General features: G+C 60.9%; 1 protein-coding gene. It reads right to left on the bottom strand.

Features of this window, described 5'->3' with window-relative positions:
- Positions 1-395 (bottom strand): pirin family protein (locus AF337_RS27235; RefSeq protein ID WP_160320364.1); only part of this gene is annotated, 395 nt, incomplete at its 3' end.
- Positions 396-430: the final 35 nt, after the last annotated feature.

The raw sequence follows: 430 nt of genomic DNA, 5'->3' as shown, positions 1-430 counted from the left end.
AGGCTTTGCGGCCCGCTGCGGCCCTCTGGCTTAGTGCGCTCTGAATGCGTGACACCCCGGCCCGCGACCATCCAGTTCAGAGCTCCGGGGCGAATGATCTGGTCGGCCCCGGTGCTGTCGCGGTGATGAAATTCGCCGCGATAGAGATAAGTAACGGTGCCGAGGCCAATATGCGGATGCGGCCGCACATCGATGCCCTGTCCAGTCAGGAATTCCGCAGGCCCGACCTGATCGAAGAAGATGAAAGGTCCCACCATCTGGCGCCTCGGTGCAGGCAAGGCGCGCCGAACTTCAAAGCCACCAAGGTCGCGCGAACGTGGAATGATGAGAGTGTCGATCGCATCCAAGCCGATCTCTTCAGGACAGGCTGGCGCGATTGCGGGGTTCCAACTCATGCATGTTCTCCTCTTCAGTCTGCAGGGTTAGCGTG

The organism is Rhizobium ecuadorense (assembly GCF_001187535.1).
GTDB lineage: Bacteria > Pseudomonadota > Alphaproteobacteria > Rhizobiales > Rhizobiaceae > Rhizobium > Rhizobium ecuadorense.
Note: the sequence above shows the minus strand (reverse complement) of the source record. Positions and strands in the feature narration are given on the sequence as shown.